The sequence below is a fragment of the Roseovarius mucosus DSM 17069 genome (assembly GCF_000768555.3).
Lineage (GTDB): Bacteria > Pseudomonadota > Alphaproteobacteria > Rhodobacterales > Rhodobacteraceae > Roseovarius > Roseovarius mucosus.
The window spans coordinates 217,645-242,659 of record NZ_KN293979.1 but is presented as its reverse complement, the minus strand read 5'-3'; the positions used below and the strand labels follow the sequence as shown (position 1 = coordinate 242,659).

Here is a 25,015-nt window from a genome sequence, read left to right as displayed (position 1 = left end):
GCATACCATACGAGGCCGGACGTGAACGAGACACACCGTGGACGATTGACGCGCGAAGGTATCCGCATCCATGAGGCTGCGGATTTTGCCGGCATGCACCGGGCCGGGGCGCTCGCCGCACAGATCCTTGACGAAATCGCAGAGCATGTCTTTGTCGGGCAAAGCACTGCCGCCATCGACAAGGTGATCGAGGACAGGGTCAACGCCTCCGGCGCGAAATCCGCCACCATCGGGTATAAGGGCTATCAGCACGCAAGCTGTATCAGCGTCAATCACGTGGTCTGCCACGGCATTCCCGGCGACAAGGTTCTCAAGGACGGTGACATTCTGAACGTCGATGTGACCGTCATCGTGGATGGCTGGTTCGGCGATACCAGCCGCATGTATGTGGCAGGCAAACTCAGCCGCAAAGCCGAGCGCCTCGTTCAGGTCACGCATGACGCGCTGATGAAGGGGATCGAGGCCGTGCGCCCCGGTAATACCTTTGGCGACATAGGCCATGCAATCCAGAGCTATGTGGAGGCGCATCGCATGTCGGTGGTGCGCGATTTCTGCGGTCACGGTCTGGGCCGCGTGTTCCACGCCCCGCCCAATGTGCTCCATTACGGGCGAGCGGGCAGCGGGCCGCGTCTGGAGGAAGGTATGTTCTTTACCATCGAACCGATGGTCAATCTCGGTCGTCCCGAAACCAAGGTCCTCGCCGATGACTGGACCGCCGTCACCCGTGACAAATCCCTCTCGGCACAGTTCGAACATTCCATCGGCGTGACCGCCACCGGCGCAGAGATTTTCACCCTCTCGCCTGCGGGCAAATTTCATCCCACCTGGGCCTGATCGGAAAATCGCCCTACCCCAGATCGGCCGCCTTGGGTGGGGCCTTGGGCGTGAACTCGCAACGGTCCGGCTTGATGTCCACCAAAGGCGTGCCATCGAGGCAATCCAACCCCCGCACGACCAAGGCCGCCCCGTCCAGCCCGATCAGCCGCACCTGCGATGTTCCGATCGGATTGGGTCGCTGCGGCGAGCGCAGGGCAAAGGTGCCGAAATACCGTGCCCCATCCCCCTTGGGATTCTGCCGCACCAGATCACGCCGTGACCGGTCCAACCAATAGAGGATTTCGAGATGCTGATAGGCCTCGATTCCCTCCAGCGCCGCGACCCAAGGCGCGAATACCACGATCCGGCACTCCGGCCCATCGAGCCGTCCCTGACGCGGGCAATCTTCCCGCCGGGTCCATGGCGTATGTATCCGACCGATGAACTGTAGCGCGGCGTCCTGCCCTTCGGGCAGCGCCGTCACCACCTCACCGGCGCGCAATCGCGTGTCCATCCCGGCCCTCCTCCCGTCAGTAGACGTCTTGCCAGTCATCCTCGTGGAACACTTCGCCAAGCGCCATCCAGCGCACCCGCACCCGAGCCACCCGCGTATCCGCCCAGGTGCGAAACACGATGTCAAACCCCTTCGTCGTGATCTTCTCCGCCGTGACATCGGCGCGGGCATTGGTGGCACTGTCCATATCCCAGAGCGACAGCGCCACATGCACCGCAGGCTCGGACTTGAACGGGCTGGAAAACGTGATCTTCTTGCGCCGCTCTCGCGCGCCTGACCCGGTCCACATCTCCCCCCCGTCGGCAAAATCCGAAAAGAGGACATCATCCCCCTGTTCGATCCCAATGGCCTGATTGATCAAGAATTTCATACGACGCCTTCCGACACTCTGGCGAGACTACACCGCTTTTCCGGCAAAATTGAGAGCGAAAAATGAAAAAAGGGCCGCGGAACGGCCCCTTTAATCACAAAATCGGCGCGCCTCAGTTGGCAGACAAACCGATATGATCACCAACGGCGACCATATCCGCCAAAAGCTTGGCCATCTCGTCGACCGGGCCGGGCTCATTGACGAATTTCTCTTGCGCATGCGCCAACTTGTCGGTCGCGGCATCCACCATCGCCTTATACGCCTCGCGGGTCATGTCCTCGCGGGCAACGGCCTGCTCGGCCAGAACCGACACGCTCTTGCCGCTGATCTCGGCGAAACCGCCGGTCACGACATATTCCTTCTCGCCCGACGGCCCCGAAACCCGCAGGATACCGGGACGCAGGGTGGTGATGAGCGGGGCGTGATCGGCCATGGCGGTCAGATCGCCCTCGGCTCCCGGAATGCTCACCTCATGGGCAGCGACCGAGGCCAAGAGCCGCTCGGGGCTCACCAGATCGAATTGCACTGTTTCAGCCATCTCGGCCTCCCTCATGGTGTCAGGCCTGCGCGGGGATCACCCGCGCAGAACCGTGACAGGCGTTGATCAGGCCGCGTCGGCAGCCATGCGTTCGGCTTTGGCAATCACATCCTCGATGCCACCGACCATGTAAAAGGCACCTTCGGGCAGGTGATCATACTCGCCTGCGACCACAGCCTTGAACGATTTGATCGTCTCTTCCAGCGGCACCTGAACCCCGTCAGAGCCGGTGAACACCTTGGCCACGTCGAACGGTTGGCTGAGGAAACGCTGGATTTTCCGGGCGCGTGCCACGGTCAGCTTGTCCTCTTCCGAGAGTTCGTCCATGCCCAGAATGGCGATGATGTCCTGCAAGCTCTTGTAGCGCTGCAAAATCCCCTGCACGTCACGCGCAACCTGATAATGCTCTTCGCCCACGATCTGCGGATCCATCAGACGCGAATTCGAATCGAGCGGGTCCACGGCGGGGTAAATCCCCAACTCCGAGATCGCCCGGCTAAGAACGGTCGTTGCGTCAAGGTGGGCAAAGGTCGTGGCAGGGGCCGGGTCGGTCAAGTCGTCCGCAGGCACGTAAACGGCCTGAATGGACGTGATCGAGCCTGCCTTGGTCGAGGTGATGCGCTCCTGCATGGCACCCATGTCGGTGGCCAGCGTCGGCTGATAACCCACGGCCGAAGGAATACGACCCAACAGCGCCGACACCTCGGACCCCGCCTGCGTGAAGCGGAAGATGTTGTCGACAAAGAACAGAACGTCCGACCCTGACTGATCGCGGAACTGCTCGGCCAGCGTCAGGCCGGTCAGCGCCACACGCGCACGCGCCCCCGGAGGCTCGTTCATCTGACCGTAAACAAGGGCCACTTGGCTCTCTTCCAGATTGTCGGGCTTGATCACGTTGGATTCGATCATCTCGTGATAGAGGTCGTTGCCCTCACGGGTCCGCTCACCCACACCGGCAAACACCGAATACCCCGAGTGCACCTTGGCGATGTTGTTGATCAGTTCCATGATGAGAACCGTCTTGCCCACACCGGCACCCCCAAAGAGACCGATCTTGCCGCCCTTGGCATAGGGGGCCAGCAGGTCCACAACCTTGATGCCGGTCACGAGGATCTCGGATGCGGTCGACTGCTCGGAAAACTCCGGCGCAGGCTGGTGGATGGACCGGTATTCCGTCGCCTTGATCGGCGCGCCCTCGTCAACCGGCTCGCCGATGACGTTCAGGATGCGACCCAGGGTGGCATTCCCCACCGGAACCGAAATCGGCGCGCCGGTATCACTCACGGCCTGACCGCGAACCAGACCCTCGGTTGCGTCCATTGCGATGGTCCGCACGGTGTTTTCGCCCAGATGCTGCGCCACTTCGAGGATCAGCTTCTTGCCGTTGTTGTCGGTCTGCAGCGCGTTCAGAATGGCTGGCAGATCGCCGTCAAATTGAACGTCCACAACGGCGCCAATGACCTGCGTCACCTTGCCTTTTGCATTTGCCATGTTTCGTCTCCGGTTCTCTTACAGCGCTTCCGCGCCGGAAATGATTTCAATTAGCTCGTTGGTGATCACGGCCTGACGCGAGCGGTTGTACTCGATTGTCAGCTTGTCGATCATCTCGCCTGCGTTGCGCGTTGCATTGTCCATCGCGGACATGCGCGCACCCTGCTCCGAGGCACCGTTTTCCAACAGCGCGGCAAAGATTGCGGTTGCAACGCCACGCGGCAACAGATCGGCCAAGATCGCCTGCTCTTCGGGCTCGTAATCATAGAAGCTGTCGGTATCGACCTTGCCAGCCGCGGTGTCCACGTCGAACGGGATCACTTGCTGCATGCTCGGAATTTGGCTGACCACGTTCTCGAACCGCGAGAAAAAGATCTTCGCGACATCAAACTCACCGCCATCGAACCGCTTGAGCACTTCGGCCGCAATCCCTTGGGCATCGGCATAACCAAGGCGCTTGACCTCGCTCATGTCGACATGACCCACGGAATACTGACCATAGTCGCGCTTCATCGCGTCGCGGCCCTTCTTGCCGACGGTCAGGATCTTGACCGTCTTGCCCTTGGCCAGCAACTCGGCGGCATGGGTCTTGGCCAGCTTCGCGATATTTGCGTTGAAGCCACCGCAAAGGCCCCGCTCGGCGGTCATCACCACCAAGAGATGCACCTTGTCCTCGCCCGTGCCCGCCAGCAGACGCGGCGCATTGGCCGCATCCCCGACAGAAGCCGCAAGCTTGCCCATCACGGCGTTGAAACGCTCGGTATAGGGGCGGGCCTGCTCGGCAGCATCCTGCGCGCGGCGAAGTTTCGCCGCCGCAACCATCTGCATGGCCTTGGTGATCTTGCGGGTCGATTTGACCGACGCGATCCTGTTTTTCAGGTCCTTGAGATTCGGCATTGCCTTATCTCCCCCTTATGCGAAGTCAGCGGCGAATTCGTCCAGCGCAGCTTTGATACGGTCCTCGGCCTCACCCTTGATCTTGGGGTCTTCCTTGGTGATGTATGCCAGCAGATCGGCATGTTTGCCGCGCAGGTGCTTGAGCAGACCCTGCTCATAGCGGCCCACTTGGTTCACCGCGATCTTGTCCAGATAACCCTTGGTGCCCGCATAGATCACGCAGACAATTTCCGCATTGGTCAGCGGCGAATACTGCGCCTGCTTCATCAACTCGGTCAAACGCGCACCACGGTTGAGCAACTGCTGTGTCGCCGCGTCAAGGTCAGACCCGAACTGGGCAAATGCCGCCATCTCGCGATACTGAGCCAGTTCCAGTTTGACGGGACCCGCGACCGATTTCATCGCATTGGTCTGAGCGGAAGAGCCCACACGCGACACCGACAGACCGGTGTTCACAGCCGGGCGGATACCTTGATAGAAGAGTTCCGTCTCAAGGAAGATCTGCCCGTCGGTGATCGAGATCACGTTGGTCGGAATAAACGCCGAAACGTCACCACCTTGGGTTTCAATGATCGGCAGCGCAGTGAGCGAGCCCGAACCATTGTCCTCGTTCAGCTTGGCCGACCGCTCCAGCAGGCGAGAGTGGAGATAGAAAACGTCACCCGGATAGGCTTCACGGCCGGGCGGACGGCGCAGCAGCAGCGACATCTGGCGATAGGCCACGGCCTGTTTCGAGAGGTCATCGTACACGATCAGCGCGTGACGGCCATTGTCGCGGAAATGCTCGGCCATGGCCGTCGCGGAATAGGGTGCCAGGAACTGCATCGGCGCGGGGTCCGACGCGGTGGCGGCCACAACGATCGAATACTTGATCGCGCCGCTTTCTTCCAGCTTCTTCACCAGCTGCGCCACGGTCGAGCGCTTCTGCCCCACGGCGACGTAAACGCAATAGAGCTTCTTGCTCTCGTCGTCGCCCGCGGCTTCGTTGTAGATCTTCTGGTTCAGGATCGCGTCCAGCGCCACGGCGGTCTTGCCGGTCTGACGGTCGCCGATGATCAGCTCGCGCTGACCACGGCCAATCGGGATCATGGCGTCCACGGATTTGAGACCGGTCGCCATCGGCTCATGCACCGATTTACGCGGGATGATGCCGGGGGCCTTCACATCGGCCAGACCGCGGGTCTTGGTCTTGATCGGGCCCTTGCCATCCAGCGGGTTGCCCAGACCGTCCACGACGCGGCCCAACAGCTCGTCGCCAATCGGCACGTCCACGATGGACTTGGTGCGCTTGACGGTGTCGCCTTCCTTGATGTCACGGTCAGAACCAAAGATCACGACACCGACGTTGTCGCTCTCAAGGTTCAGCGCCATGCCCATGATCGAGCCCGGAAACTCGACAAGCTCGCCAGCCTGAACATTGTCCAGCCCGTGAACCCGTGCGATCCCGTCACCCACCGAGAGAACCCGGCCGATCTCTGCAACTTCGGCGTCTTGGCCAAAGTTCTTGATCTGGTCCTTCAGGATCGCAGAAATCTCTGCTGCTTGGATACCCATTTATCCGACCTCTTTCATTGAATTCTGGAGGGAATCGAGCTTGGAGCGGATCGACGTGTCGATCATCTTCGAGCCCATCTTGACGACTAGACCGCCGATGAGGCTTTCATCAACGGTCGCATTGATCTTGACATCCTTGCCCACGCGCGCCTTGAGCGCCTTGGCCAGCTTGTCGGATTGCGCCTTGGTCAGCGCCTTGGCGCTGGTCACATCGGCACTGACTTCGCCCTTTTCTTCGGCGATCATGGCGTTGAGCTGCGCAATGAGCTGCGGCAGCACGAACAGGCGCCGCTTTTGCCCCATCAGAGCCAGGCCGTTTTGCAACTCCGGCAGCAGCTTCATCTTGGCGGCGACCGCAGACATGGCCGCCCCTTGCACATCGCGGCTCAGAACCGGAGAGGCGATCATCGCGCGCAGGTCTTCGCTCTCGCTCAGCGCCTGTGCCAGATCAGTGAGATTGCTTTCGAGTTTGGCCAAGCCTTTGGCCTCTCTCACAAGCTCGAATATCGCAGTGGCATAGCGCGCGGCAATGCCAGTAGAGATCGAAGCTGGTTCGGACACGTCCACCCTTCCGATAATCTGGCCCCGGTTGGTCAGCCGTGACGCAGGGTCACATCCGGGGGCGTTGGCATAGGGTGAGACTTGCGAACCACCCAAATTCGGCTGCGGTGTAGCAGAGCCTTCCCAAGCGGGCAAGCCGCTTGAAAACTATTGTATACTATTGAATACAGTTATATTTCAGTTACTTAACGCAAGTGCGACCTAATGCGCGCTTTTTAATGTTCAAAAAGTTTCACTTTTTACTACGAAATGGCGATTCCCCTCACGATCACCCTGCCCAAAGCTCCGGCGCACGTTAACGCTATCAGCGTTTTGCAAGGACGTCGCGCGATTTTTGCGGCATCGGCCAAAGACTGCCAAGGCTCCGAAACGACCCTACCCCAGTGGCGAGACACCAAAGAGCGAGGGATGCGCCGCAAGCAACCCCGCATAGAGCAAACTGCCAAGCAGCCCCCGCACGCATGCCATGCCCCAGCTTCGTGGCGCGATCCCCGCTTGCCGCCGCGCATGGTCCAGCCGCAGCCACTCTGCCCCCATTCCTCGCCGCTTGCGCCGGTCAACGATCCACATTCCCCCAAGGGCAAAGCCTGCGAAACTGCCAAAGAGGATCACATGCGCCAAATCCCCATTGGGAAGCATATGCGCCACAGCCCAGAGCGCCAGCGCCAGCAACAGAGGATGCCGCGTCAGCCGCACGATCCCCGGACGGCCCGGATCAAACCGTGCATTCTGCGCGCCGCCAAAGGAAAACGGATTGGGCCGCCCGATACTCAACCCCAGGATCACGCAGACCCCCAACATCACGGCCAGCGTGACATGCACCTGCCACGCCGCCCAGCCCCAAAGCGGCACATAGGGCGCACGCCCCGCCGCGCCGATCACCCATGCCAGAACCGCCAATGACAGGATCGAATAGCCAAGCGTGAATCCCCCTGCCCCTGCCCGCGACACAACCCGCGCCTTGATATTGGGGCGCAGCGGCACCGAATGGCTCAGGAAGAACACGGCAAAGGCCGCGATGAACTCGGCCCAGCCCATCAGGCCCCCGGTATCGTCTTTGCCGGTTTCAACCGCAGCATCAGCGGCCCATAGAGAACCGCAAACCCACCAAACGCACCGATCCATGCGATCCCCGCCAGTGCGTGCAACAGGACCGCCTCCGCAGGCCACAGCCCAGCCGCCAACCGCGCCAGCACAGAGACCACCAGCGCGAGGTAAAGCGCTACCGTGCCGCCCCCCGCAGTCAACGCGCGGCCCGTGTGACCCAAGGTCGCCCGCGTCATCACCGCCAGCGTCATCAACCCTACCGCGCCCGCCATCCACAAATGCTGCACCGCCGCCGCGCCGAACACGCCCGAACTCAGCGCCTCCAGCCCGATGCCCAACGCTCCAAGCGGCACGAACGCATACCCAAGGTGCAGCACCCAAACGAGCGGCTCCGCCCCCGTGCGCTCTCCCGCCCAGCGCGCCAGACGCGCGGCATGGACGACACCCACGACCACCAGCGCCCCACCCGTCGCCAATGCCTCTGGCCGGGTGACCCACATCCCGAGCGCCACCAGCAATACCAGGAGCGCCCCCTTGTCGAACCGCTGCATCGGCGGCACCGGCAACCGCCCCGCCCCCCGCCGCGCCAACCAGTTGCGCGTGAACGACGGCACGATCCGCCCGCCGATGACCGCGATCATCATCGCCACCGCCGCCAGTCCCAACCGCAGGCCATAGCCCTGCGCCGCAAAATCGCCCCGTGCTGCCTCCCAATGAAACAGCGCATTGCCCAGCGCAAAGACCGCCAGCATCGCCAACACGATCAGATTGCGCCAGTTCTTGCCCGCTACGATCTCGCGCAGGATCACCGCGCCCAGAACCACCGGCAACGCCAGATCCATCAGCGCCACCGCCAAGGGCGGCAACCCGGCCGAGACCATTACGGCCATCCGACCCAAGAGCCAGAGCGCCGCCAACCCAGCCAGCGGCCAGCCCACAATCGGCAGCCGCCCGGTCCAGTTCGGCACCGCCGTCAGCAGGAACCCGGCGATCACCGCCGCCAGATAACCAAAGAGGAACTCATGCGCGTGCCAACTGACCGGATCGAATGCCGTGGGCAGGCTCAGCGCGCCCGCCAGCATCGGCACCCAGAGCGCCATGATCCCCGCCGCCCAAATCCCTGCACACAGGAAAAAGGGCCGAAACCCGAAACTCAGGACCGCAGGCCCACGCCAAACCCGCATCTGCTCTGCCGTGCTCGTCATCTCTCGGTCCTTTCAGCCCTCAGGCCCGCGTCCGTCACGACCATGTCGAGCGGAATGTCATGCGGCTGCGGATAGATGGTCTCGATCCGCGCATCGCTCAGCGCGATACCGATACTCACTGGGCGCGGATCAAGCGCCGCCAACGTCCGGTCAAAATAGCCGCCGCCATAACCCAGCCGGTAACACTCCACCGTCCAGCCGATCATCGGCGCGAGGGTGATGTCAGGCGTCACCTGCTCCGCTTCGGGCGGCGGCACCGGGATATTCCAATCGCCCCGCACCATCTGCGTCTCGGGCGTCCAGCGGCGAAACACCAGCGGCGCGGCCTTGACCTCGACAATCGGCAACGCGATCAGCACCCCAACTGCATGCCATTCCGCCATCAGCCCGCGCAAATCCGGCTCACCCTTGATCGGCCAGTAGCAGGACAGCACCTTGCCCCGCGCCCCGTTGAATTTCTCTTTCACCACCGCGCGCAGGTGGTCCGAGATTGCCCGCCCAACCTCCTGCCGCGCCGCCACGCTCAACGCATCGCGCAACCCGCGCAACCGCGCACGCTCGGATTTACGCCACCGCGCGACATCGCGTGCCTGATCCGGATCAGTTGCAAGGGGATCAAAATAGGTCGGGTCCACCTCTGCCGCCAAACAAGGAGGAGAGGCATATGTCACCGGCTTCGAGGTATCGGACATGCTGCAGTCCTTTCCGTGATCCGGGACGGGCGCGCGGCGCCGATCCCGCTTTCCATTCCGGTCTAATCCTGCTAATAGGTATTGTAAATACCGATTTGACAGAGAGCCTAGCGACCATGCGCCTCACCTCCTTTACCGATTTCGGACTGCGGATGCTCATGCGCATGGCCAGCGCGCCCGAGCGCGCCTTTTCTACCGCCGAGTTGGCAGCCGAATTTGACCTCTCGCGCCACCATCTCGCCAAGATCATGCAGCGCCTGTCCCAGGCCGGTCTGATCGAAACCCGGCGCGGCGGCGGTGGCGGTGCGATCCTCGCCCGCCCTCCCACCGAAATTCGTCTTGGCGACATCGTTCGTCACCTCGAATCCGGTCAGGCGCTCGTCGCCTGTTTCGGATCAGAGGCGGGAGAGTGCTCTCTCGACGGGCGCTGCCGACTCAAGGCGCGGCTGAGGGCCGCAGAGCGCGCCTTTCTCGATGATCTCGACCGCAGCACCCTGGCCGACATCGCGCTCGACCGTCAGCCCTTGGCTACGGGGTAATAGACCTTACAGAATCGACCCCCAGTTTGTAAGCTTTGTAAGGTTTCAGACCGGCTTGGCCTCTGGCTGCGGACGCAGCACCGACAGCGGTTTGCGCACCTTGTCCCGCAGCCCCGGACCGCTCGGTGCCTGCACCCGCTTGGTGGCCTCAACCATCAGCACCCCGCCCGACACTACGACCGATAGCTTGGCTCCCATCCGCTCCCACATGCCCGCCGTCTTTCGCCAGAACGGACGCTCCGAAGGCGGCTGATAGAGCGTCGTGGCGTGATGCTCTGGCAAAAAGTTGTGTGATTTCAATTGGCTCTCCAATTGCGTTTGGCTGTAGGGACGTCCAAATCCAAACGGCGTGCGATCCGAGCGCGACCACAGGCCAGCCCGGTTCGGCACGATGAACAGCACCGATCCTCCCGGCCCAAGCACCCGCCAGCACTCCTCCAGCACCGCGCCAGGCTGCTCCGAAGTCTCCAGCCCATGCACCACCAAGAGTTTGTCGACATGCCCGGTTTCCAACGGCCAAAACGTCTCTTCACAGAGCACCGAGATATTCGGCATCCCCTGCGGCCACCCGATAACCCCTTGAGGTGCGGGCATTAATCCGATCACCCGGCGCGCATCAGCCAAGTAGGGCCGCAGGAATGGCACCGCGAATCCATAGCCGACCACCGTCTGTCCCTGCGCCTCGGGCCAGAACTCCGCCACTTGCGCGCGCAAGGTTTTCTGCACCGCGCGACCCAATGTGCTGCGGTAGTAAAAATTTCGCAGGTCTTGTACGTCTAGATGCATTGCAGCCCGGCCAAAGATCAGTCACTCTTGACCGTAACACTAACCGGCAATCGGGAAAATACCATGGTTTTGCAAATCCTTACTGTCCCCTGCCTGGCTGATAACTATGCCTATATCGCGCATGATCCGGCCACGGGAGTGACCGCAGTAATCGACGTGCCAGAGGCCGAGCCAATCCTGCAAGCCCTTGATAATCAAGGATGGGCCGCCTCTTTGGTGCTGCTCACCCATCACCACGCCGACCATGTTCAGGGCCTTGGCGCCCTGCTGGCGCGGCACCCCGCATCGGTGATCGGTGCCGCCACCGACGCCCACCGCCTGCCCCCCCTCGATCAGGCCGTGACCGAAGGCGACCGGATCGCGATCGGGTCGGAAGAGGGGCACGTCCTCGATGTGTCGGGTCATACGCTCGGCCACATAGCCTTTCATTTCCCCGAAAGCGCGGTGGTCTTTACCGCAGACAGCCTGATGGCAATGGGCTGTGGGCGAGTTTTCGAGGGCACAATGCCACAAATGTTTGAAAGTCTTGGAAAACTTGCGGCACTCCCACCCGAGACAATGGTCTGTTCCGGTCACGAATACACGCAAAGTAACGCGAAATTCGCACTGACCGTTGACCCGGACAACCCGGCCCTTATATCAAGGGTCAAAGAGATCAGCGCCGCCCGCGCCGCAGGTCGGCCCACTGTCCCCTCAACCCTGGCCGAGGAATTGGCCACCAACCCGTTTCTGCGCGCCGGTGACGTAGGCGTGCAGGCACATTTGGGCATGTCCGGTCGCGCTCCGGTTGATGTCTTCGCTGAAATCCGTACACGCAAGGACCGTTTCTAAGCGGGGCGTGATGAAAACAACGCTGGTTACACGAAATGTGACCCAGTTTGATGAAATAATCCTTGAAGACTGGCCACTATCGACCAAACTTTAAGGTTATGAGGCCAAGGTTAGTGGGCAGCCCGCCCCGGCCAAGATCAGAAGGAGCACGACCGTGCCTTCATTCTCGAACACGCTCGAACAGGCAATCCATGCGGCATTGGCTCTGGCCAATGCACGCCAGCACGAATTCGCGACCCTCGAACATCTTCTGCTCGCGCTCGTCGACGAACCCGACGCCGCGCGCGTGATGAAGGCATGTAGCGTAAACACCGAGGAATTGCGCACCACGTTGGTGGAATTCATCGACGATGATCTCGCCAATCTGGTGACGGACATCGAAGGATCAGAGGCGGTGCCCACCGCCGCCTTCCAGCGCGTGATCCAGCGCGCGGCGATCCATGTACAATCGTCAGGTCGGACCGAGGTCACGGGGGCCAATGTGCTCGTCGCGATCTTTGCCGAACGCGAGTCAAACGCCGCCTATTTCCTGCAAGAACAGGATATGACCCGGTATGATGCGGTAAACTTCATCGCTCATGGTGTGGCAAAAGACCCCGCGTATGGCGAATCCCGCCCGATCACGGGTGCCTCCAGCGAGGAAGGCGAAAACGCATCCAAATCCACGGAGAGCGATGCCGTAGAAGCCGGAGATTCCGCACTTGCCAAATACTGCGTCGATCTGAACGAAAAAGCGCGCAAGGGTGATATCGACCCGCTGATCGGTCGCGATGCCGAGGTCGAGCGCTGCATTCAGGTGCTCTGCCGCCGCCGCAAAAACAATCCGCTGCTTGTGGGCGACCCCGGCGTCGGCAAGACGGCCATCGCCGAAGGTCTGGCGCATAAGATCGTGCAGGGCGAAACCCCGCGCGTTCTGTCGCGCACCACGATCTACTCGCTCGACATGGGCGCGCTGCTTGCAGGCACCCGCTATCGCGGCGATTTCGAGGAGCGGCTCAAGGCGGTCGTGACCGAGCTTGAAAAACACCCCGATGCGGTGCTTTTCATCGACGAAATCCATACCGTGATCGGGGCTGGTGCCACCTCTGGCGGGGCAATGGATGCCTCCAACCTGCTCAAGCCCGCTTTGCAGGGCGGCAAGCTGCGCTGCATGGGCTCGACCACCTACAAGGAATTCCGCCAGCATTTCGAAAAGGATCGCGCCCTTGCCCGCCGGTTCCAGAAAATCGACGTGGCAGAACCGACGGTCGAAGATGCGGTCAAGATCCTCAAGGGGCTCAAACCCTATTTCGAGGATCATCACAGCGTCAAATACACCAACGAGGCGATCCGCTCTGCCGTGGATCTCTCGGCGCGCTACATCAATGATCGCAAGCTCCCGGACAAGGCCATCGACGTGATTGACGAGGCAGGGGCCGCACAGCATCTCTTGGCGGCCTCCAAGAGGCGCAAGAGCATCGGGGTCAAGGAGATCGAAGAGGTCGTGGCGAAAATCGCCCGCATTCCGCCAAAGAACGTGTCCAAGAACGATGCCGAGGTGCTCAAGGATCTCGAGGGCACGCTCAAACGTGTGGTCTTTGGTCAGGATGCCGCGATCGAGGCACTGAGTTCTGCCATCAAACTGGCCCGCGCGGGCCTGCGGGAACCGGAAAAGCCCATCGGCAACTACCTCTTTGCCGGTCCCACCGGCGTGGGTAAGACTGAGGTGGCCAAGCAATTGGCCGATACCCTTGGTGTGGAACTCCTGCGGTTCGATATGTCAGAATACATGGAGAAACACGCAGTTTCGCGACTTATTGGGGCACCTCCGGGCTATGTGGGCTTTGATCAGGGCGGCCTGTTGACCGACGGGGTGGATCAACATCCGCATTGCGTTCTCTTGCTCGACGAGATCGAAAAGGCGCATCCCGACGTGTTCAACATCCTGCTGCAGGTGATGGACCACGGTACGCTGACCGATCACAATGGTCGCAAGGTGGATTTCCGCAATGTCGTGCTGATCATGACCTCCAACGCAGGGGCGGCGGAGCAGGCCAAGTCGGCCATCGGCTTTGGCCGCGACCGGCGCGAGGGCGAGGATACCGCAGCCATTGAGCGGACGTTTACACCCGAGTTCCGCAACCGTCTGGATGCCGTGATCTCGTTCGGGGCGCTGCCAAAATCGGTCATTCTCAAGGTGGTCGAGAAGTTCGTGTTGCAACTCGAGGCCCAGTTGATGGATCGCGATGTGACCATCGAACTGACCCAAGCGGCTGCAGAATGGCTGGGCGACAAAGGCTATGACGATAAGATGGGCGCGCGCCCCTTGGCCCGTGTCATTCAGGAACACATCAAAAAGCCGCTGGCCGAGGAATTGCTCTTTGGCAAACTGCTCAAGGGTGGCGTTGTCACGGTGGGGGTCAAGGACAACAAGATCGACCTCGTCGTCGAGGGCCCCGTCACGCGCCGCCTGACCGGTAAGAAAAAGCCCCCCCTGCTGACCGCCGAATGACGGCACGGCTGGGGACAGCAGTTGCGATACTGACCATGGCGGTGGCAACCCATGCCGCCGCCGATTCTTTCAAGCTGATCCTCCCGTTGGACTGCGAACTCGGGCGGACCTGCTATATCGAGGATTACGTCGATACCGATCCCGGCCCCGGCCAACGCGACTATACCTGCGGCATCAAAAGCCGGGACGACCATCGCGGCATAGACTTCATGCTTCTGTCCTTCGAGGATATGGAGGCGGGCGTAAATGTGTTGGCTGCCGCCCCCGGCATTGTCGCCGCGACGCGGGATGGTATGGCCGATACCCCCGTCACCGCTGAAACGCGCGATGCCATCCGAGGGCAGGAGTGCGGCAACGCAGTCCGCGTCGATCACGGCGATGGCTGGCAAACGCTTTATTGCCACATGAGGCGCGGGTCCATCAGCGTAGGCAAAGGCGATAGTGTAGAGGCGGGCGATGTTCTGGGTCAGGTGGGTCTGAGCGGCCTTACCAATGCTCCGCACGTCCACCTGGGTGTTTTGCGGGATGGCAAGATCGTCGATCCCTTTACCCCTGACGCGGTCGACACCTGCGGTGCGCCCCTCGATCAGAGTTTGTGGCAAACCGCCCTGCCCTATGACCCCGCCGGGCTCTTTACCGCCGGGTTTTCCACCTCCGTACCAGAGTTTGAAGCAGTCCGCTCCGGTGCGGCCCGTGCCAACGACGCGCAGCCAGATCAGCCGCTCGTCCTCTATGGGCATGTCTTCTACGCTCAGCCCGGCGACCGCCTGAGCCTGAGCGCTCGCGGGCCTGAGGGTGAGATTTTCGTCCACGAAATCACGCTCGACGCTCCACAAGCACAGCTTTTTCGCGCCTTTGGCCGCAAGGCACCGCAGGGGGGCTGGCCATCAGGTGATTATCGCGGCTATGTGCGCCTGACGCGCGGCGAGACCGTTCTTGCGGTGCGGCACGCCGATATAACTGTCACGCCCTGAGCGATATTACCGCGTTGTCAGTTTCAACTCGATCCGCCGGTTTTGCGCGCGCGCTTCGGGCGTATCCGCAGGATTAACCGGCTGGAATTCGCCATAGCCATTTGCCGATAGCCGCTCTGCCGGGAAACCAAGGACCTCGGTGAGATACCGCACCACCGACAGCGCGCGCGCCTGGCTCAGTGCCCAATTATCGGCAAAACGCGCGCCCTCGATGATCGGCACGTTATCCGTATGCCCATCGACTTGAAGCACCCAGTTGATGCCCTCGGGGATGTCCCCGATTACATTCCGCAGGATGCCCGCCACCTTGGCAATCTCGCCCCGCCCCGCAGGTGACAATTCCGCCTCGCCGGGGGCAAATAGCACCTCGGACGAGAATACGAACCGATCGCCGACGATCTGCACCCCCTCTTGCTGACCCAAGACATCGCGCAGGCGGCCAAAGAATTCCGAGCGGTATTTTTCGAGGTTCTCTTTCTCCGCTTCCAGAAGACGCGCGCGCTCTTCTTCTGCGATGCGACGCCGCCGTTCTTCGGCAGCGACACGTGCAAGGGCGGTATTCAACTCATTCCCAAGCGACTGCAACTGCACCTCGGTTTCAGCCTCACGGGCCTTGGACTCGTCCAGCAGCGCCTGAAGCCCGGAGAGTTGCTGCCGCAAGGCAGCCACCTGTTGATTGAGCAGTGCCTGCTGTTTTTGCGCCTCCGTGGCCTGCGCCGCCTCGGTCGCGAGGCGCGCTCGCGCCTCTGCCAACAACGCCGCGCGCTGCTCCGCCTCCGTCATCTGTGTCTCAGCCGCCGCTTCGGCCGCGCGTTGCGCAGCAAGCGCAGCCACCAGTTGATCCCGCACCGCTTGTGCCTCTTGCGCAGTTTGCGCCGCGGTATCGCGCACCTCGGCCAACTCGCCCTGCAGCCGCTCGATATCGGCCTCTTGCGTTGCGGCCTCCTGTTCGGCATCCAAGAGCGCCTGCGCCAACTGGCTGTTCAAGTCCGACCGCGCCGTTTCCGCCGCCGCGAGAAGCGTCAGCGTTTCTTCGGCGCGCTTGCGTTGTTCTTCCAGTGCCAATGTCATGGCGGTCAGTTCGGTATCCGCTTCTGCCAGGCGCGCGCGCAGGGCTTCGGCGGCGGCGGCCTCCGTCAAACGGGCCTGTTCCTCGGCGCTTAGCTGCTGTTCAAGGGCCGCCTGTGCCTCAGCCGCGTCCGCGTTGCGCTGCCGCAGGTCCGCCGCAAGCGCCTCGAGAGCCTCGCGCCGTGCGGCAGCAAGACGCGCGGCCTCGGCCTGTGCGTCGACCTCGTCGCGCAAGCCTGCAAGCGCGAGTTGCAACTGCTCTTGATCGCTCAGCAATTCGGCGCGCGCAGCCTCGAGATCAGAGATGCGCCCCTGCGCAGCCTCGCGCTCAGCCAAGAGGCCGGCGACCTGTTCCTCAAAGCTGGCAATGCGCCCCTGCGCGATGCGTAGCGCTTCGGCCTGTGCGGCCTCTCGGGTTCGGGCGTCATCCAGCGTCGCGGTCAAGGTGCCGACCCGATCCTCGAGCCCCTCGCTGCGATCCTGTTCGAGCCCGAGTGCCAGCGACAATGCCGCCACTTCTGCCGAGAGAGCGTCAAGTTTCGTGGCCTGCCCGCTGATTTCCTCGCGCAGCACGAACTGCACCATCATGAAGATCGTGAGAACGAACATCAGCACCAGCAAAAGACCGGTCATCGCATCGACAAAGCCCGGCCAGATCGAGGCCTGAAACCGCGCGCCGCTGCGCCGCGAGAGGGCCATGGTCAGCCCTCCTCAGCCTGATCCGAATCTGAGCGCGGCACGATCGGGCGCACGGGGCGCGGCGTTGGCGAAGGGCGCGCCTGCCCCAGAACCCGCGTCAGGGCCGCCAGATCGGTGCGCAATTCGGTCATGGTCTCTTGCCGACCGGCACTGATTTCCTCGAGAATCCGCAGCATCTGCACGTCGATCGAGCGCAGGCGCATCCGGCTTTCTGCATCAATCCCCTCGTGGGGCGTGGCGTCGCGCGCCTCCAGCGAGGCGATCAACCGCTCTTGGCCCTCGGCCAAACGCAAGAGCGCCAGTTGCACCGGGTTCTGATCGCTCATCCGGTGTGTCAGCCGCTCGATTGAATCCGCCAAAACCCCAAGTTTCTGGTCGACCATCGCGCGGCTCATGTCCGACTGGCTGAGCATGGATTGGAGCGCGTCCATCTGTTCGGCCATGTGATCGAGCAGATGCGTTACCGCGCCCCCCTCGCCACCATCCCCGTCGCCGCTGGCGAACCCGACCCGCGTGATCGTGGACATCCATTCCTCGAGCTCGCGGTAGAAACGATTTTGCCCATGCCCCGCAAAAAGCTCGAGCAGCCCTACCACCAACGATCCGGCAAGCCCCAGAAGCGACGAGGAAAAGGCCACACCCATTCCACCCAATTGCGCCTCAAGCCCGCTCATAAGGCGGTTGAAAACGGCGATCCCCTCTTCGCCCTCTTGCGGCGCAAGGCTGCGGATCGTGTCCACGACTGCGGGCACCGTGGTGGCAAGGCCGTAAAACGTGCCCAACAGCCCGAGAAAGATCAAAAGGCTCACAATATAGCGGGTGATCTCACGCGCCTCGTCGATCCGTTGTGCAACCGAGTCGAGGATCGAGCGCGCCGAAGTTGACGCAATCTGCATCCGCTTGCCGCGCGAGCGCAGCAATGTGGCAAGTGGCGCCAGCATCGAGGGCGGTTGCGTCATCTCGTGGCCGGGCAGTTGTGCAGCAAACCCGTCGATCCAGCGGGCCGATCCGATCAGTTGCAGCACCTGCCAGAAGGTCGCAATCACCCCGAGGACGAAGACAAAGAAAATGAACCCGTTGAGCCAGAGATTGGCCTCGAACACAGGCAGCACCCGAGGGAGTGCCACAAAGGCACCGAGCGCGGTCAGCCCGATGACCACCAGCATCAAAAAGATCTGGCGGTAGGGATATGAAAACTGCGGCTCGACCTCACGGTCCGGCTGGTCCATCTGGACGCTCCCGACACTTGGATTTCTTGGGCCAACCCTACGCGGCTTGGACGCCCAAGCCAAGGATTTATCCACAGATATGGCGCACCCGCCGCACCAGCCAATCCAGCTCCTTGTCGTGGATGCCCAACTGTCGCAGGTGGTCAGCGGTGTTGTAGAGATATTCGGTGTTTGGCCCACGCCCGCCGACAGCGCGGGCGATGATACCCGCCTGTTCCTCGAGATCCAGACCGCCGCAATATTGCACGTGATCGGGGTCGATCACATAGGTCACGGCCTCGACCCGGCGACCGTCGGCCAGATCAATCTCCAGCATCCTCTCCAGATAGGCCGAGGAAATCAGCTCGCGCTCGCGCAGATAGGCCAGTACATCTTCGGCCTCTGCGGGGTCGGCCCGTAGCGCCACCCCCTGGCAGAGCGCACCGGGACTGGCATCCAATGCCAGAACCAGACCGGGAACCTCATCCGTGCCGCGATGGTGGATGCTACGCATGCAAAAGCTGCGGTGATAGTCGGGCAGTCGGGCAATCACCCGCTCGACCGCGTCAAAGCCCGGATTCCACACCAGCGACCCGTAGCCGAATACCCACATAGCCTTTGCCCCTGTTCCTCGCGCACCGCCCCCTATAAACAGCTCTCACTGGGCATGAAAGGGGCGCGCACCATGAGATTTCTGCTTGCCGTGATCTTGATCGCCGCATCGGGCTGGTCTGGCTACTGGTTCGTAGGGCAAAACGGGTTGAGCCGCGGCTTTGAGACATGGTTCGAGGCGCGGCGCGCCGAAGGCTGGGTGGCCGAGACTTCTGATATCACGGTGCAGGGCTTTCCCAACCGATTTGACACCGGATTTTCCGACCTTGTGCTCGCCGATCCTGCGACAGGCCTTGCTTGGGAGGCAGAGTTTTTCCAAATCCTCGCCCTCAGCTATCAGCCGAACCACGTCATCGCCGTCTGGCCGGATCAGCAGTTGATCGCCACACCACAAGAGAAATTCCGCATCGAGAGTCGCGACATGCGCGCCAGCCTGCGCATCGCCCCTGATACGCGGCTGGCCCCGGAACGCGCCACGCTGACAGCGGAATTCCTGCAAGTCTCGCCCGAGGCACGACCAGACGAGCCAACCGCCCTGACCAGCCTGACGCTGGCGGCTGAGAGGCAGATCGACGCCGAGTATCGTCTGGGCCTCTCCGCCGAGGGGCTGACGCTTGCCGCCCCCTGGCAGGCTCGGCTTGATCCGCAAGGGCGCCTGCCTCGGCAGATTTCCGGGCTCCATGCCGATCTGACCGTGCGATTTGACCGGATCTGGGACCGCAGCGCCGTCGAAGACGCCCGGCCACAACCGACCGAGATCAAGGTAAAGCTTGCCGATGCGAAATGGGGGCAACTGCATCTTCAGGCTGCGGGCGCGGTCAAGGTCACGCCCGAAGGCTGGCCCGAGGGCGACATCACGCTCAAAGCACGCAACTGGCGCGACATCCTGCAAATCGCAGCTCAGACCGGGGCGGTGCCTGAGAGCATGCTGGGAACGCTTGAGAACGGTCTCTCCCTCATGGCGCAGATGTCAGGCAATCCCGAAACGCTGGATGTGCCACTGACATTTCGCAACGGGCGTATCCTGCTGGGGCTAATCCCGATCGGCCCGGCACCGATACTGCGGCTGAGATAGGTTCAGGCCCCGTCGCGCAGGGCAACAAAGGCCGGCCATGCATCGGGATCAGCCACTGTCTTGTCGCGGCAGAACGGGTTGCAAAAGCCGAAGATGCGCCCTTCGCTCTCCATCAGGTCGGTCACGGGATCGCCGGAATAGGGACAGGCCGTATTCTCGGGCGTGCCCTCAGCCACCGCGCGTGCCGGGCGCGGCACCGGGCCGGGCCAAGGTGCCGTGGCATAGGGCTTGGCATAGCGGGCAAGCGTCGCCCCGCGCACCAGTCCCATGGCGCGCCAACGACGAAACGCAGGATCGTTCAGATGGGCCGCAACATAGGCGCGGGCATGCTCGGACACCGGCAGGCCATACCCCGCAATCCGCGCAGCCACCGGTGCAAAAAACGCATCCGCAGCGCTGTAATCCCCACAAAGCCATGGGCCATTTGGCGCGCAGGTGGCACGGGCGTGCTGCCACAGGGTCTCGATCCGGGCGAGATCATTCAGCACCGCCTGCGAAGGCGTGACACCGATATAGGCCGCGCGCAGGTTCATCGGACAATCGCCGCGCAGAGCCCCAAAGCCCGAATGCATTTCCGCTGCAAGTGTGCGCGCCGTTGCGCGGGCTCGTGGATCGGTGGGCCATATCACCGCCTCGGGATGTCGGCTGGCCAATTCCTCGGCCATGGCAAGGCTGTCTGACACTGCAACCCCTTCGGGCGTCACCAGCACCGGCACGGTGCGTGCCGGGGCCAAATCGGCCAATTGCTGCGCCACGCTCGCCTCGGCGTCGAAATCGAGCAGGCGCACGCGATAAGGAAGTCCAAATCGCGCGAGCAAGAGCCATCCGCGCAGGGACCAGGACGAATAGGCGTAATCGCCAAGGATGAGATCATAGGTCATGGGGCGATGCTATCGCTGGCCCCGCCCCGCGCCTAGTGCGATTTTGTGCGACCCTGCATCACGGATGGTGATTGATCGCACGTGCCTGCCAACCCACCCCGACCCAATGCAACTCGGTCACCGAGAGGTTGTCGATCCGATGCGCGAACGCCTCGTAGGCCGTGACCCCGAGGGCGGCCTGCACCTGTGTCAGGATCGCGCCCATATGCGCCACCGCGACAATATCGCGACCCGGATGAGCGGCACGCAATCGCTCTGCGGCGCGCGAGACGCGGGCGGACACCTCATGCCAGCTTTCACCGCCGGGTGCGCGGATATCGCCCGGCTTTTCCCAGAAAGCGCGCAACAGGGGTTGATCGGGCACGGTATCAAAAGCCTGCAATTCCCATGCGCCAAAATGGATTTCGCGCAGGTCGGGATCATCGGCAAGACGGTCTCGCCTACCCGCAATGGCATCGGCCGTGGCACGCGCGCGGCTCAGGTCAGACGAAATCACCAAGGCATCGTCGGGCAGATGCGATGCCACCCGCGCCAGCCGTGCCACATCGCTCAGGTCCGCCGGAATATCCGACCAGCCCACCATGGACTTGGCATGCGTCGGCCCGTGGCGAACCCAGAAAAATCGGCTCACGGCAGCGTACCCTTCAGAACTTGGGGCAATCCCGCGATGACATTCACCACCAGATCCGCGCGGGCCGCCAACGCCTGATTGATCCGGCCCTGCGCGTCCCGGAACCGACGGGCGAGCGCGTTGTCGGGCACCACCGAAAGCCCCACCTCGTTCGAGACCATCACCACGGGTGCAGCGCAGGCATCAAGCGCGGCGATCAGCGCCGCTTGCGCTCGGTCGAGGTCATGCTCGGCCAGCAGGTGATTGCTGAGCCACATCGTGATACAATCCAGCAACACGACCTCATCCGCCCCCGCCTGTTCCAGCGCCGGGGCCAGATCGAGTGATGCCTCAATGGTGCGCCAGTCTGGTCCGCGCATGACGCGATGACGCTCCAGCTTGGCGCGCATCTCGTCGTCAAAGGCCTGCGCCGTCGCCAGATAGACCCGTGTGCGTTCGGTGCCGGTAACAAGCGCCTCGGCAAACCCTGATTTACCCGAAGCAGCGCCCCCCAGAACAAGGCTCAGTCGTGGAAGATTGGACACGCGCCCTCCTTTTTTGATCCGGTCACGCCCGCGCTGCGTAGCACTTTGCGACAAGAGGAAAAAGGGCGCAACGAAGTCACGCCGCCGATAGGGGGAAATGAGATGCCACTGGACGCACCGCAGCAAAGGTCCATGTCCCGCACCGCCATGAAAGCGGAAATGCTGGACGCCGAAACCGAACTGGCGCTTGCCTATGCTTGGCGCGATCAGCGCGACGAAGAAGCGCTGCATCGCTTGATCAACGCTTACATGAGGCTTGCGATTTCGATGGCGTCGAAATTCCGCCGCTATGGCGCGCCGATGAATGACCTCATTCAAGAGGCTGGCCTTGGCCTGATGAAAGCGGCGGACAAGTTTGACCCCGACCGTGGCGTCCGGTTTTCGACCTATGCCGTGTGGTGGATCAAGGCCAGCATTCAGGACTATGTGATGCGCAATTGGTCGATGGTACGCACAGGGTCTACGTCCTCGCAAAAGTCCTTGTTTTTCAACATGCGCCGCGTGCAGGCACGGCTGGAGCGCGAGGCCCTTGCGAATGGCGAACAGCTAGACGGCTATCAACTGCGTGAGATGATCGCGCATGAGGTGGGGGTGCCGTTGCGTGATGTCGAGATGATGGAGGGGCGTCTGTCGGGCTCTGATTTCTCGCTCAATGCGACGCAATCCTCCGAGGATGAGGGCCGCCAGTGGATCGACACGCTCGAAGACGATGGCGCGCGCGGAGACGAGATCGTGGAACGCGACCATGATATGCACGCGCTGCGCACATGGCTGGCGGATGCCTTGTTGCGCCTCAATGATCGCGAGCGGTTCATCGTGCGCGAACGCAAGCTGCGGGATGATCCGCGCACGCTGGAGAGCCTTGGCGAGGAGCTGAACCTCAGCAAGGAACGCGTTCGCCAGCTTGAGGCGGCGGCCTTCCAGAAAATGCGCAAGCATCTTGAAAAGCACGGTGGCGAGGTGCAAAACCTGCTCGCATGACCGTGCGCGCCCTTGCCCTTTCGATCAGCTTTGTCTTGGCCTCGCCTACATGCGCGCAGGACGTGGTGATACTCGGCGAAGTGCATGACAATCCCGCACACCATGCAGAACAGGCTGCGCGCGTCGCTCGAACAAGGCCAAAGGCAATCGTATTCGAAATGCTGACTGCTGAGCAGGCCGCGCGCGTCACCCCACAGGTGCGGGGGGATGAAGCAGAACTTGAGGCAGCGTTAGGTTGGGCCGAGAGTGGCTGGCCAGATTTTTCGATGTATTATCCGATCTTCGCCGCAGCCCCTGAGGCCGAAATCTATGGCGCGCAGGTGCCTCGTGACGCCGCGCGCGCAGTGATTGCCGACGGGCCAGCCGCTTCGTTCGGGGAAGAGGCTGCGCGCTACGGGCTCGACCGCGATCTTCCGCCGCAAGAGCAGACAGCCCGTGAAACGCTCCAGAAAGAGGCGCATTGCAACGCCCTGCCCGCAGAGATGCTGCCCGGCATGGTCGCCATCCAACGCCTGCGCGACGCCGTATTGGCCCGTGCGGCCATAGAGGCGCTCGAGGCAACCGGCGGGCCGGTGGCGGTAATCACTGGCAACGGCCACGCCCGCCGCGACTGGGGCGTGCCCGCCTACCTGACTATGGTCGCGCCGGATCTCGACATCTGGGTTCTGGGCCAGACCGAGGACGGCCGCCCGCTCGACGGCGGGTTTGACTTGGTCACAAGCGCCCCTGCGGTCGAGCGCCCCGACCCCTGCGCGGCGTTCAAGTGATCCGGCGCACCCTTGCGCGGCCCCGGCCCCGGCCCTAGTGTCAGGGCGCAAGTCACAAGGAGCGGCCATGCTCAGCGCGAAACGCATTCTTCTGATCATCGGCGGCGGCATCGCGGCCTACAAGACGCTCGATCTCATCCGGCGTTTGCGCGAACGCGGCGCGTCGGTAACGCCGGTGCTGACCCGCGCCGGGGCGGAATTCGTGACCCCGCTCGCGGTCTCGGCTCTGGCTGGGCAAAAGGTGTTCTCGGACCTCTTCGACCTCACCGACGAGGCAGAGATGGGCCATATCCAACTTAGCCGCTCTGCCGATCTGATCGTGGTGGCCCCGGCCACCGCCGACCTCATGGCCAAGATGGCGACGGGCCGGGCGGACGATCTTGCATCAACAGTTCTGTTGGCCACCGATACGCCTGTGCTGATCGCCCCCGCGATGAATGTGCGGATGTGGGAGCACCCTGCTACGCAACGCAATATCGCTGTGCTGAAAGGCGACGGAATTACCTTTGTCGGACCAAATGCGGGCGATATGGCGTGCGGAGAGCATGGTCCGGGACGCATGGCCGAGGTGCCGGAAATTTTGAGTGCCATTGAAACAGCGCTTGGCGATGGCCCGCTGAAGGGGCAGCGCGTGCTCGTAACCTCTGGCCCCACGCATGAACCCATCGACCCGGTGCGCTATATCGCCAACCGGTCGTCTGGGGCGCAGGGCACGGCGATTGCCCGAGCGCTTGCGGCCCTCGGGGCGCATGTGGTCTTTGTCACCGGCCCCGCCACTGTGCCGCCACCCGATGGGGTGATAGTGATCCGTGTCGAGACCGCCCAAGAAATGCTGGACGCCGTCGAAGCCACCCTGCCGGTGGATGCAGCAATCTGCGCTGCCGCTGTGGCGGATTGGCGCGTTTCCAGTGCGAGTGACCACAAGATCAAGAAAACCAAGGGTGGCCTCCCGGTGCTGGAGTTCGCCGAGAACCCCGACATACTTGCAACGCTCAGCCAGAAGACGACGGACAGACCAAGGCTGGTCGTGGGCTTTGCCGCCGAAACCAATGACGTGATTGCGAACGCCACCGCCAAACGCGCGCGCAAGGGCTGTGACTGGATCGTCGCCAATGATGTGCGTCCCGATACCGGCATCATGGGAGGCAGTGAAAACGCTGTCACGCTGATCACCGCGGACGGAGCCGAAGACTGGCCGCGTATGGGCAAAGATCAGGTGGCCACGCAACTGGCGGCCAGGATCGCTACGGCCCTGAGCTGAAA

General features: G+C 62.4%; 26 protein-coding genes. 9 read left to right on the top strand and 17 right to left on the bottom strand.

Going from position 1 to position 25,015, the window contains the following annotated elements; all coding sequences use genetic code 11:
• Window positions 1-21: 21 nt before the first annotated feature.
• Window positions 22-834 carry a type I methionyl aminopeptidase gene (gene map / locus ROSMUC_RS10235; protein WP_037272611.1) on the top strand — a complete coding sequence of 271 codons (813 nt, stop codon included), beginning with the start codon at window positions 22-24 and terminating at the stop codon, window positions 832-834.
• 13 nt (window positions 835-847) lie between these two features.
• Here map and tsaA read toward each other — a convergent pair whose 3' ends face one another.
• From tsaA to ROSMUC_RS10185, 10 genes are all read right to left on the bottom strand, one after another.
• Window positions 848-1,330, bottom strand: a complete 483-nt coding sequence (gene tsaA, locus ROSMUC_RS10230; protein ID WP_037272608.1) for a tRNA (N6-threonylcarbamoyladenosine(37)-N6)-methyltransferase TrmO — start codon at window positions 1,328-1,330, stop codon at window positions 848-850.
• Window positions 1,331-1,346: 16 nt separating this feature from the next.
• Window positions 1,347-1,700 carry an H-type lectin domain-containing protein gene (locus ROSMUC_RS10225; protein WP_037272605.1) on the bottom strand — a complete coding sequence of 118 codons (354 nt, stop codon included), beginning with the start codon at window positions 1,698-1,700 and terminating at the stop codon, window positions 1,347-1,349.
• A 112-nt stretch (window positions 1,701-1,812) separates the two neighbouring features.
• Window positions 1,813-2,238: a F0F1 ATP synthase subunit epsilon gene (locus tag ROSMUC_RS10220; RefSeq protein ID WP_037272989.1), complete on the bottom strand. Its 426-nt coding sequence runs from the start codon at window positions 2,236-2,238 to the stop codon at window positions 1,813-1,815.
• 66 nt (window positions 2,239-2,304) lie between these two features.
• Window positions 2,305-3,729: a F0F1 ATP synthase subunit beta gene (gene atpD, locus ROSMUC_RS10215; protein ID WP_037272602.1), complete on the bottom strand. Its 1,425-nt coding sequence runs from the start codon at window positions 3,727-3,729 to the stop codon at window positions 2,305-2,307.
• 18 nt (window positions 3,730-3,747) lie between these two features.
• On the bottom strand, window positions 3,748-4,626 hold the full coding sequence (locus ROSMUC_RS10210; RefSeq protein ID WP_037272599.1) for a F0F1 ATP synthase subunit gamma: 879 nt from the start codon (window positions 4,624-4,626) through the stop codon (window positions 3,748-3,750).
• A gap of 15 nt (window positions 4,627-4,641) precedes the next feature.
• Window positions 4,642-6,180: a F0F1 ATP synthase subunit alpha gene (gene atpA / locus ROSMUC_RS10205; protein ID WP_037272596.1), complete on the bottom strand. Its 1,539-nt coding sequence runs from the start codon at window positions 6,178-6,180 to the stop codon at window positions 4,642-4,644.
• Window positions 6,181-6,747 carry a F0F1 ATP synthase subunit delta gene (locus ROSMUC_RS10200; protein WP_075571725.1) on the bottom strand — a complete coding sequence of 189 codons (567 nt, stop codon included), beginning with the start codon at window positions 6,745-6,747 and terminating at the stop codon, window positions 6,181-6,183.
• A gap of 369 nt (window positions 6,748-7,116) precedes the next feature.
• A complete protein-coding gene (locus ROSMUC_RS10195; protein ID WP_052115309.1) occupies window positions 7,117-7,779 on the bottom strand; it encodes an NnrU family protein in 663 nt (220 codons plus the stop codon).
• Window positions 7,779-8,993 (bottom strand): NnrS family protein, encoded by a 1,215-nt coding sequence (locus ROSMUC_RS10190; protein ID WP_037272588.1) that lies wholly within the window; start codon window positions 8,991-8,993, stop codon window positions 7,779-7,781. The genes ROSMUC_RS10195 and ROSMUC_RS10190 overlap by 1 nt, the downstream gene beginning before the upstream one ends.
• On the bottom strand, window positions 8,990-9,685 hold the full coding sequence (locus tag ROSMUC_RS10185) for a 5-formyltetrahydrofolate cyclo-ligase (RefSeq protein WP_037272585.1): 696 nt from the start codon (window positions 9,683-9,685) through the stop codon (window positions 8,990-8,992). The genes ROSMUC_RS10190 and ROSMUC_RS10185 overlap by 4 nt, the downstream gene beginning before the upstream one ends.
• 116 nt (window positions 9,686-9,801) lie before the next feature.
• On the opposite strand from ROSMUC_RS10185, the gene ROSMUC_RS10180 reads away from it, so the two are divergent.
• On the top strand, window positions 9,802-10,224 hold the full coding sequence (locus ROSMUC_RS10180; RefSeq protein WP_037272582.1) for an Rrf2 family transcriptional regulator: 423 nt from the start codon (window positions 9,802-9,804) through the stop codon (window positions 10,222-10,224).
• Between the two features lie 45 nt (window positions 10,225-10,269).
• Here the strand turns inward: ROSMUC_RS10180 and ROSMUC_RS10175 are convergent, their stop codons facing one another.
• Complete coding sequence (locus ROSMUC_RS10175; RefSeq protein WP_037272581.1) at window positions 10,270-11,010, bottom strand: class I SAM-dependent methyltransferase; 741 nt, start codon at window positions 11,008-11,010, stop codon at window positions 10,270-10,272.
• Between the two features lie 63 nt (window positions 11,011-11,073).
• Here ROSMUC_RS10175 and gloB point away from each other — a divergent pair, with 63 nt between their 5' ends.
• The 3 genes from gloB (at window position 11,074) to ROSMUC_RS10160 (ending at window position 15,306) form a co-directional block, all read left to right on the top strand.
• The gene (gloB, locus tag ROSMUC_RS10170; RefSeq protein WP_037272580.1) at window positions 11,074-11,841 is read left to right on the top strand and encodes a hydroxyacylglutathione hydrolase; all 768 of its coding nucleotides are present in this window, start codon (window positions 11,074-11,076) and stop codon (window positions 11,839-11,841) included.
• A 154-nt stretch (window positions 11,842-11,995) separates the two neighbouring features.
• Window positions 11,996-14,332 (top strand): ATP-dependent Clp protease ATP-binding subunit ClpA, encoded by a 2,337-nt coding sequence (gene clpA / locus ROSMUC_RS10165; RefSeq protein WP_037272577.1) that lies wholly within the window; start codon window positions 11,996-11,998, stop codon window positions 14,330-14,332.
• Window positions 14,329-15,306: a M23 family metallopeptidase gene (locus ROSMUC_RS10160; protein WP_037272575.1), complete on the top strand. Its 978-nt coding sequence runs from the start codon at window positions 14,329-14,331 to the stop codon at window positions 15,304-15,306. The genes clpA and ROSMUC_RS10160 overlap by 4 nt, the downstream gene beginning before the upstream one ends.
• Window positions 15,307-15,312: 6 nt before the next feature.
• Here ROSMUC_RS10160 and ROSMUC_RS10155 read toward each other — a convergent pair whose 3' ends face one another.
• From ROSMUC_RS10155 to ROSMUC_RS10145, 3 genes are all read right to left on the bottom strand, one after another.
• Entirely contained in the window at window positions 15,313-17,073 is a 1,761-nt protein-coding gene (locus ROSMUC_RS10155) for a peptidoglycan -binding protein (protein WP_037272572.1), read from the bottom strand.
• A 2-nt stretch (window positions 17,074-17,075) separates the two neighbouring features.
• A complete protein-coding gene (locus ROSMUC_RS10150; protein WP_037272571.1) occupies window positions 17,076-18,302 on the bottom strand; it encodes a biopolymer transporter ExbB in 1,227 nt (408 codons plus the stop codon).
• Between the two features lie 67 nt (window positions 18,303-18,369).
• The gene (locus tag ROSMUC_RS10145) at window positions 18,370-18,894 is read right to left on the bottom strand and encodes a gamma-glutamylcyclotransferase (RefSeq protein ID WP_037272570.1); all 525 of its coding nucleotides are present in this window, start codon (window positions 18,892-18,894) and stop codon (window positions 18,370-18,372) included.
• 72 nt (window positions 18,895-18,966) lie between these two features.
• Here ROSMUC_RS10145 and ROSMUC_RS10140 point away from each other — a divergent pair, with 72 nt between their 5' ends.
• The gene (locus ROSMUC_RS10140; protein ID WP_245875154.1) at window positions 18,967-19,968 is read left to right on the top strand and encodes a DUF2125 domain-containing protein; all 1,002 of its coding nucleotides are present in this window, start codon (window positions 18,967-18,969) and stop codon (window positions 19,966-19,968) included.
• Between the two features lie 2 nt (window positions 19,969-19,970).
• On the opposite strand, the gene ROSMUC_RS10135 is transcribed toward ROSMUC_RS10140, so the two are convergent.
• Genes ROSMUC_RS10135 through cobU form a run of 3 tightly spaced genes read right to left on the bottom strand, consistent with a single transcriptional unit; the run spans window position 19,971 to window position 22,004 of the window.
• On the bottom strand, window positions 19,971-20,849 hold the full coding sequence (locus tag ROSMUC_RS10135) for a glutathione S-transferase (RefSeq protein ID WP_037272567.1): 879 nt from the start codon (window positions 20,847-20,849) through the stop codon (window positions 19,971-19,973).
• A 58-nt stretch (window positions 20,850-20,907) separates the two neighbouring features.
• Window positions 20,908-21,480, bottom strand: coding sequence for a histidine phosphatase family protein (locus ROSMUC_RS10130; protein WP_037272564.1), 573 nt, complete (start codon window positions 21,478-21,480; stop codon window positions 20,908-20,910).
• Window positions 21,477-22,004 carry a bifunctional adenosylcobinamide kinase/adenosylcobinamide-phosphate guanylyltransferase gene (cobU, locus tag ROSMUC_RS10125; RefSeq protein ID WP_037272985.1) on the bottom strand — a complete coding sequence of 176 codons (528 nt, stop codon included), beginning with the start codon at window positions 22,002-22,004 and terminating at the stop codon, window positions 21,477-21,479. The genes ROSMUC_RS10130 and cobU overlap by 4 nt, the downstream gene beginning before the upstream one ends.
• 147 nt (window positions 22,005-22,151) lie before the next feature.
• Between cobU and ROSMUC_RS10120 the strand changes: the two genes are divergently transcribed.
• The 3 genes from ROSMUC_RS10120 to coaBC all read left to right on the top strand — a co-directional run bounded on the left by ROSMUC_RS10120 (window position 22,152) and on the right by coaBC (window position 25,013).
• Window positions 22,152-22,985 carry an RNA polymerase factor sigma-32 gene (locus tag ROSMUC_RS10120; RefSeq protein ID WP_037272983.1) on the top strand — a complete coding sequence of 278 codons (834 nt, stop codon included), beginning with the start codon at window positions 22,152-22,154 and terminating at the stop codon, window positions 22,983-22,985.
• Window positions 22,982-23,752, top strand: coding sequence for a ChaN family lipoprotein (locus ROSMUC_RS10115; protein WP_037272561.1), 771 nt, complete (start codon window positions 22,982-22,984; stop codon window positions 23,750-23,752). The genes ROSMUC_RS10120 and ROSMUC_RS10115 overlap by 4 nt, the downstream gene beginning before the upstream one ends.
• Window positions 23,753-23,819: 67 nt before the next feature.
• Window positions 23,820-25,013: a bifunctional phosphopantothenoylcysteine decarboxylase/phosphopantothenate--cysteine ligase CoaBC gene (gene coaBC / locus ROSMUC_RS10110; RefSeq protein WP_037272558.1), complete on the top strand. Its 1,194-nt coding sequence runs from the start codon at window positions 23,820-23,822 to the stop codon at window positions 25,011-25,013.
• The last annotated feature ends 2 nt before the right edge of the window (window positions 25,014-25,015 follow it).